Here is an 8,526-nt window from a genome sequence, read left to right as displayed (position 1 = left end):
ATGATATTTTGTAACAATATAATCAACCTTATACTTGTCAAAAATTCATTTTATTTCATCTTCACGGAGAGTCATTTTGAAACACAGATCGCCCCACATCTGAGCAATACCCCGGCACAAGCCGGCCGTCCCGGTTCGGGATGGACGATATTGCGGCTCTCCTGCCTCCCATGAACGGTCTCAGGCGCTAACCAGGTAGTTTCCCTTCCTTGTTCGCTGACGTTGTTTGCGGTTGCTTGCAGAGAGCCGCGGCAGATCCGGAAATGTTTTTTCCGGTATAACGTACAGCAAAGGAGGAGCTATGCACGCTTCTATTTCCACTCCTTCCGCCATCCAGGCGGTCGGTGCGGTTCTTGTAGTAGGTGGCGGGGTGGCCGGAGTCCAGGCCTCACTCGATCTCACTGAACTCGGCCTCAAGGTCTATCTGGTTGAAAAATCCGGCGCCATCGGCGGGGTCATGGCCCGGCTCGACAAGACCTTTCCCACCAACGACTGCTCGCTCTGCATCCTCGCACCCAAGCTTGTTGAGGCGGGCCGCGATCCCAATATCGAGATCCTGACCAAGTCGGAACTGCTCTCGTTAGACGGCGTCCCCGGCAACTTTACCGCCAGAATCAGGAAAGAGCCCCGGTACATCGACGAGGAGGTGTGCACCGGCTGCGGCCAGTGTACCCTCTACTGCCTCAAGCAGATCGGCGATGATTACAACGAGAATCTCGGGATCTCGAATGCCGCTCACATCGATTACGCCCAGGCCGTGCCCACCAGCTATTATATCGACGCCAAGGCCTGTCTCATGCTCAACTACCAGACCTGCGGCCTCTGCGCCGTAGCCTGTCAGGCCAAGGCCATCCGTTTCGACCAGAAGGAAGAGATCCTTGAGCTGGCGGTCGGTTCCGTGATCCTGGCGCCGGGTCTGGGCCGGGTCAGCAAGGAGGTGCTCGGCCGCTATGGCTGGGGCAAGTTCGCCGATGTCCTCAGCGCCTTTGAGCACGAACGGCTGATGTGCGCCTCCGGCCCCACCAACGGGGCAATTCTCCGCCCCTCGGACAAGAAACATCCCAAAAAGATCGCCTTTCTCCAGTGTATCGGTTCCCGCGACCAGACCTGCGGCAACAACTACTGTTCCTCGGTCTGCTGCATGTACGCCATCAAACAGGCGACCCTGGCCCGCGAGCATGATCCCAGCGCCGAGATCACCCTCTTTTACATGGATATCCGCACCCACGGCAAGGGCTTTGACGCAGCCCGTGAACGGGCCACGATTGAAAATAACTTTCGGGTGATCTACGCCCGGCCACCGCAAGTGGAGGACGTCTTTAACGGCGGCCTGCTGCTCACCTGGGCCACGGATGACGGCAAACATCACTACGAGATGTTCGACATGGTCGTCCTCTCCCAGGGGATTGAGTCGCCGGACGACGCCGAGCAGCTTGGGCAGGCAGCCGGTATCGATTTGAACAACTACCTCTTTGCCCAGACCAGCAATTACGCGCCGCTTGCTACCAGCCGGCCAGGTGTCTATGTGATCGGCGCCTTTCAGGGGCCAAAAGATATCCCTGACTCAGTCACCCAGGCGGGCGGTGCCGCCGCCCTCTGTTCGGGCCAGCTTGTTGCGGCCCGCGGCACCGAGATGACCAAGGCCGTATTTCCTGAGGAGCGTGATATCTCCAAAGAGGAACCCCGCATCGGCGTCTTTGTCTGCCATTGCGGCATCAATATCGCCGGTGTCGTCGATGTGCGGGCGGTGCGCGATTATGCCCGGGATCTGCCCGGCGTGGTCTATTCCACCGACAATCTCTATTCCTGTTCTCAGGACACCCAGCAGCATCTGGTCAACATCATCCGCGAACACCGGCTCAACCGCATCGTGGTTTCCGCCTGCACCCCGCGCACCCACGAACCGCTCTTTCAGGCCACCCTGCGGGATGCGGGCCTCAACCGCGCCCTCTTTGAGATGGCCAATATCCGCGATCAATGTTCCTGGGTCCATATGCATGAGCCCGAGGCGGCCACCGCCAAAGCCAAGGATCTGGTGCGCATGGCCGTGGCCAAGGCGGCCCATCTCACCGCCCTGCCGGAACAACGGCTTCCGGTTACTCCGTCGGCTCTTGTTATCGGCGGCGGCCTTGCCGGTATGACAGCAGCGCTGACCATTGCCGAACAGGGATTCCCGACGACCCTGGTCGAGCAGGGGGATACACTCGGTGGATCGGCCCTGTTGCTGACTGCTGACCGTTTTGGCCGTGATCCGCGTAAGGCCATAGCCGATCTGGCCCACAGGGTGAAAACCCATCCCAAAATCAGTGTGCGCGCCAAGGCCACAGTGGCCAGTGTCTCCGGCTATGTGGGCAACTTCACCACCACAGTCGCCGAAAAATCCGGCACTGAGGTGGTCAACCACGGTGTTATGGTGATTGCCACCGGCGGCAGACCCTATGCGCCGAAACAGTATCTCTACGGCGACTCCGACCGGGTCATGACCCAGTTGGAACTGGAAGCCCGGCTGGCATCCGGCCGCCCGCTTTCCGCCAAGATGAAACAGGTGGTGATGATCCAGTGCGTGGGCTCACGGGGTGCGGATCTGGCCTATTGCAGCCGGGTCTGCTGCGGTCAGGCCCTGAAGAACGCCCTGCGCCTCAAGGCACTCCACCCGGAGCTGACCATCTTCGTCTATTACCGCGACATGCGGGCCTACGGCTTCCTGGAGGACGATTACCTGAAGGCCCGTGAACTGGGCGTGATCTTCATCCGCTACACCCCGGATAATCCGCCCAAGGTCAGCCCGGGACGCAGCAAATCAAGCCCGCTGAAGGTGGTGGGTTATGATCCGCTGCTGGGCGAAGAGGTGGAGCTCGATACCGATCTGCTGGTGCTCTCCGTGGGCATTGTCCCGGAAGATCCGTCGCTTCTGTCGCGGATGCTCAAGGTGCCGGTGACTGCCGACAAGTTTTATCTGGAGGCTCATGTAAAACTGCGGCCGGTGGATATGGCGGTGGACGGGATCTTCGTCTGCGGTCTGGCCCATGCCCCAAAATCGATGGACGAGACCATTGCCCAGGCCCAGGCCGCAGCCGGTCGGGCCTGTCAGCCCCTGGCCCGGGGTTCGATTTCACCCGAGCCCATCGTCTCCCATGTCGATGCCGAATTGTGCATCGGCTGCGGGGCCTGCGAGACCTTCTGCCCGTATAAGGCCATCACTATTGATAAGGAGGTCAAGCCCCGCAAGGCCCGAACTTTGACTGCATCCTGCAAGGGATGCGGCGTCTGCGCCGCCCGCTGTCCAACCATGGCCATCGACATGGGGCGCTTCACTCTGGACGGTATCCGGGCGCAGATCGCGGCCTTTGGCGAGAAGGTTTAATCGGTATGGGAACAGTAGGATGGGCAGGTAGACGAAGACTCCGAAGCGAAGAACCGTAGGATGGGCAAAGCGAAGCGTGCCCATCATGTCCGTATCGAGCCACGGAGCTGATGGGCACGGCCTGTCGGCCTTTGCCCATCATTTACTGAAGGCTGTAGACCGAAGATTAAAGGACAGAGACTGAAAGACTGGAACCCCGTACTGGTGTGCGGCGCGGGCTTCAAACCCGTGATGCCTCCGTCTGATACGCGGATGAGATGTGGGTTCGATTCCCACTCCAGTCTCCATTGTTTATACAAAATTACAACGCATTCTCGAACAGAGAATATTTCCGTATGGGAGCATAACATGTCAGATTATCAACCAAAAGTTCTTGGATTCCTCTGCAACTGGTGCTGCTACACCGCCGCCGATTCAGCAGGCGTGGGCCGCTACCAGTATCCGCCGAACCTGCGGGTCATCCGCATGATGTGCTCAGGCAGGCTCGACCCCTCCTTTCCCCTGGAAGGACTGGCCAAAGGGGCGGACGCCATCTTTGTCGGCGGCTGTCATCCCGGCGAATGCCACTATCAGGACGGCAACTACCATGCCCTGATCACCGCCGCGATGGTGCACGAGACCCTGGCCCGGCTGGGCATAAACAGCCAGCGCTTTCTCATCGACTGGGCCTCGGCCGCCGAGGGCCCGAACTTTGTCAAGATCATCACCAAATTCACCGAAAATGCCGCAACCCTTGGGCCACTGGGGACAAGTGAAGGCATCGATCCGACACTGCTGCGTCAGAAGTTAGCGCAGGCGGCGGAAACGGCCAAAGACCGCAAGCTCAGAATGAACCTGATCAGCGCCTCAAAAGAGATGATGAAAAACGGAGATTTCTCGCGTCCCACTATTGCCGGACTGGTCCATGACAAGTGCGACAAGATCCTGACCGAGTTGATAGGGGCATCGGTTCCATGAATAGCAGCAAGATATCCCTGAGCATCAACGGCCAGCCGGTGAGCGTCTCTGTCGCCACCACCATCATGGAGGCCGCACGCCAGGCGGGAATCGACATTCCGCACCTCTGCCACCTTCCCGGTAAGGCTGACGCCAAACGGCCCTGCCTTCTGTGCCTGGTGGAGGCGGATGGCAAGCAGCTCCGTTCCTGCCAGACCCCGGTACGGGAAGGAATGGTTGTGGAGACCGCCAGCCCGGCGTTAAAAAAACACCGGACGGAACGGCTGCAACAGCTCGCCGCCGTCCATTACGGTGACTGCAAGGCCCCGTGTAATCTCACCTGCCCCGGCGGGATCAATGTCCAGGGCTATGTCAACCTCATCGGCCAAGGCCGGTATGAGGCCGCGCTGCGGTTGATTAAGGAGAAAAATCCCCTGCCGGGCATTGTCTGCCGGGTCTGCCCTCGTTTCTGCGAAACCCGCTGCCGTCGGGTATTGCTCGACGAACCGGTGGCTATCAATCATCTTAAGCGATTCCTGGTGGAGCATGCCGACAAACACGGACTTTTAGTCGACAAACCAAAACCGGCTACCGGCCATAATGTGGCCATTATCGGTGGCGGACCGGCCGGTTTGTCGGCTGCCTATTCTCTGCGCAAGCAGGGACACAGCGTCACCCTTTTTGAGGCGGCTGCGGAATTAGGCGGATTGACCCGTTATGCCATTCCCGCCTTCAAACTCCCCAGAAAAGAGCTTCGCCGCGAAATCGACAATATCCTGGCCATGGGCGTTCACGTCCGCACCGGCAAAAAATGGGGGCGGGATTTTGTTCTCCGTGATTTGCAGGATCAGGGATTCAAGGCAATCTTCATCGCCACCGGCATGGGCCGACTAAAAACGTTGGCCGTATCCGGAGGCGAGGCCGCACTCGACGGCCTCCATTTTCTTGGACAAGTGGCGACTGATACCCTCCACGAGTTGCCCGGCAAAATTCTCATTATCGGCGGCAGCAAGGTCGCGGTCGAGGCGGCACGATGCGCAATCCGTCTTGGCGCAGCCGAAGTTACCCTCATCCATGACCGTTCACGAACGGAAATGGCCGCTCATCAACGGGATATCGTTGAGGCGGAAAAGGAAGGAGTAAAGTTTTTCCTGATGGCCACTCCCCTTGCCATCCACAAAAAGGTAGCAGGCTTCGAGGTAGAAATGGCCAGAACCGTGCTTTCCGAGCCTGACGGGGCAGGAAGCCGCAGGCCGGTTCCGGTTGCAGGCTCCTGTCTGACCTGGAACGGGGAGACCGTCATCAACGCCCTGGGCCAGGAGGCGGACGGAGATTTCCACCATTACGGAGAACTGGAAGCGGAGCTCATACTCACGCCCAGGCAGACGATCAAGTCCGATCCCACCACCATGCAGACCAACCTGCCGGGAATCTACGCCGGAGGCGAGGTGGTCAGCGGGCCGCGTTCAGTGATTCAAGCCGTCGATGCCGGACGGCGGGCGGCGGAGACGATTCACCAACAATTGGGATGCGCGGATGATCGGCCGGTGGATGGCCGTTTCAACTTCAGCAAGGGCAAAAAGTTTGAAGAAGTGGACATGCGCAACTTCAACGGCTTTCCGATCAATCTGAGCGAGCAGATGCCGGTTCGGCCCCCGGAGCGGCGCATTGGCGATTTTGCCGAGGTGGAACTGGGCTTCACCGAAGAGATGGCGGTGCGGGAGGCTAAGCGCTGTCTGGCCTGCGGCTGCCTGGGGCTGGCTAAATGTGAGTTGCGTCCGCTCTGTGGTGAGCTCAAAATAAAGAGTTCCAGCGCCCCGGAAAAACGGTTCCATACCCCTGATGATTCGCATCGTTTCATCGCCATTGATCCGAGCCGTTGCGTTGCCTGTCAACGCTGTGAACGGGTCTGTGAATTTGAGGCTATCTCAGTAACTTGTGAGGAAGCAAACGGGCAATTGGCCAATATTCATCTTGCCATCGGCGAGAACTGCGTCTCCTGCGGGGCCTGCGTCGATGCCTGTCCCACCGGGGCCCTGACCAAAAAGCAGCTCTTTTTGCCCCTTCTCCCCGGCGAGGCCGAAGAGATCCAGAGCGTCTGCACCTACTGCGGCACCGGCTGTACCGTGGATCTTCAGGTCAAGCAAGACGTGCTTCTTGAGGTCAAGGCCCGGCACGAGGCCCCGCCGAACCAGGGCGACCTCTGCGTCAAGGGGAGATTCGGTTTTGATTTTTATCGCCATCCCGAGCGGCTGACCCACCCCCTGATCAGAGAGCGGCTTGATGAACCGTTCCGCCGTGGTACCTGGGAAGAGGCCCTTGATTTTGTTGCCCGCCGTTTCGCCCATATCCGTGAACATCACGGCCCGGAGGCCCTTGGCGTCCTGTCTTCCTCCCGCTGTGAAAACGAGGTCAACTATCTGGCCCAGAAGTTCTGCCGGTTGGTCCTGAAAAACAACTCGGTGGACAACTGCGCCCGAGTCTGTCACGCTCCCTCAGTCAGCGGCCTGCGCATTGCCTTGGGCAGTGGGGCGGCCACCAATTCACTGGCCGATATCGAAGGGGCCGAGGTGATTCTGATCTGCGGTTCCAACACCAGCGAGGCCCATCCAGTGGTTGGCATGAAGGTGCGGCGGGCCGTGCGCAATGGCGCCAAGCTCATCGTTATCGATCCCCGGCGCACCGAGATGGCGGCCATGGCCGATCTATGGCTGCGGCTGGTGCCGGGCACCAACGTCCTGCTTCTGAACTCACTGCTCCACGCCATCCTTGATGAAGAACTGGAAGACAAGGATTTTATTGCCGGACGGACAGAGAATCTGGAGACAGTGCGGCAGCATGTGGCGGCCTATAGCCCGGAAACCATGGCGGAGGTGACCGGTGTCGCCCCTGATCTGGTACGGGCTGCGGCCCGCCTCTATTGCTCTACCCGCAAAGGCATGATCCTTTATGGCCTGGGGGTCACCGAACACCGCAACGGTACACAGGGTGTCATGGGGCTGGCCAATATCGCGCTTGCCTCCGGCAACGTCGGTCGCCCCCATGCCGGTATTTGCCCTCTGCGAGGTCAGAATAATGTCCAGGGTTCCTGCGATATGGGGGCTTTGCCCTATGTGCTGCCGGGTTATCAGGACGTGGCTGATGTGGCGGCCAGGGAGCGGTTGAGTCAGGCCTGGGGCGCGGACCTGCCCGCAAGCCCAGGGCTTACGGAACCGGAGATGTATGAGGCGGCCCGCGAGGGACGATTCAAGGGGATGTATCTCATCGGCTACGATCCGCTCCACACCCAGGCCGATGTCAACAACGTCAGGGGTGCCTATGCCGCGATGGAAATGGTGGTGGTTCAGGACATTTTTCTTACCAAGAGTGCGGAAATAGCCCATGTGGTGCTGCCGGCCGCCTGTTTTTATGAAAAAGACGGGACCTTTACCAATGCCGAACGCCGCATCCGGCGGATCAGAAAGGCGGTAGAGCCGCCGGGACTTGCCCTGCCGGACTGGGAGATCACCTGCCGACTGGCCGCGGCTATGGGCTATCCCATGACCTATGAAGGCCCGGCCCGGATCATGGAGGAGATTGCCCGCTGCGCCCCGATCTTGGGCGGGGTTCGTTATGAACGGCTGGAAGGCGACGGCCTGATCTGGCCCTGCCCGAACCGGGAACACCCCGGCACCCCGATTCTCCATCAAGAGAGCTTCACCAGGGGCAAGGGCCGTTTTTCCGTGCTTGGCAATGTCGAGACCCTGGAAAAAGCTGACGAACAGTTCCCGCTTACCCTGGTTACCGGCCGGAGGCTCGCCCATTACAATAACGGCTCCATGACCCGTAGATGTCAGGGACTTGCCGCCCTTGAACCTGAGGAAATTGTGGAAATCCATCTCGAGGATGCGGCAAGGATCGGGATCGAAGAGGGCAGCCGGGTTATGGTCGTTTCTCGGCGTGGGGCCCTTGAGGTTAAAGCCAGAGTCACCGAACGCAGCCGGCCCGGCTCGGTATTTATGGCCTTCCATCACGCCGACCCTCTGGTCAATATCCTGACCAGCCCTGGTGTGGATGAGATTGCCGGAACCCCTGAATACAAGGCTTGCGCGGTACGGATGGAGTCTGTTTGATAGGAATTACAACGGGAGAATTCATTGGCGAATTCTCTCTAAAAAAATTGATGAGCAAAACCGCCCATCACAACGAAAAAGAGGAGAGCACCATGTTTCAAGTAACGGAATCAG

At 59.3% G+C, this 8,526-nt stretch carries 3 protein-coding genes; all 3 read left to right on the top strand.

The features are described 5' to 3' along the window. Positions 1-301 precede the first annotated feature (301 nt). The 3 genes from Q7V20_RS23275 (at position 302) to fdhF (ending at position 8,412) form a co-directional block, all read left to right on the top strand. Complete coding sequence (locus Q7V20_RS23275; protein WP_304796411.1) at positions 302-3,364, top strand: FAD-dependent oxidoreductase; 3,063 nt, start codon at positions 302-304, stop codon at positions 3,362-3,364. Positions 3,365-3,712: 348 nt separating this feature from the next. Next, a complete protein-coding gene (locus Q7V20_RS23270) occupies positions 3,713-4,321 on the top strand; it encodes a hydrogenase iron-sulfur subunit (RefSeq protein ID WP_304796408.1) in 609 nt (202 codons plus the stop codon). Beyond that, positions 4,318-8,412, top strand: coding sequence for a formate dehydrogenase subunit alpha (fdhF, locus tag Q7V20_RS23265; RefSeq protein WP_304796405.1), 4,095 nt, complete (start codon positions 4,318-4,320; stop codon positions 8,410-8,412). The genes Q7V20_RS23270 and fdhF overlap by 4 nt, the downstream gene beginning before the upstream one ends. Positions 8,413-8,526: the final 114 nt, after the last annotated feature.

This window comes from Aquabacterium sp. (genome assembly GCF_030652515.1).
GTDB lineage: Bacteria > Pseudomonadota > Gammaproteobacteria > Burkholderiales > Burkholderiaceae_C > Aquabacterium.
Note: the sequence above shows the minus strand (reverse complement) of the source record. Positions and strands in the feature narration are given on the sequence as shown.

Coding starts and splice junctions, on each gene's coding strand:
- Q7V20_RS23275 (WP_304796411.1), top strand. CDS start 302: ATGCACGCTTCTATTTCCACTCCTTCCGCCATCCAGGCGGTCGGTGCG.
- Q7V20_RS23270 (WP_304796408.1), top strand. CDS start 3,713: ATGTCAGATTATCAACCAAAAGTTCTTGGATTCCTCTGCAACTGGTGC.
- fdhF (WP_304796405.1), top strand. CDS start 4,318: ATGAATAGCAGCAAGATATCCCTGAGCATCAACGGCCAGCCGGTGAGC.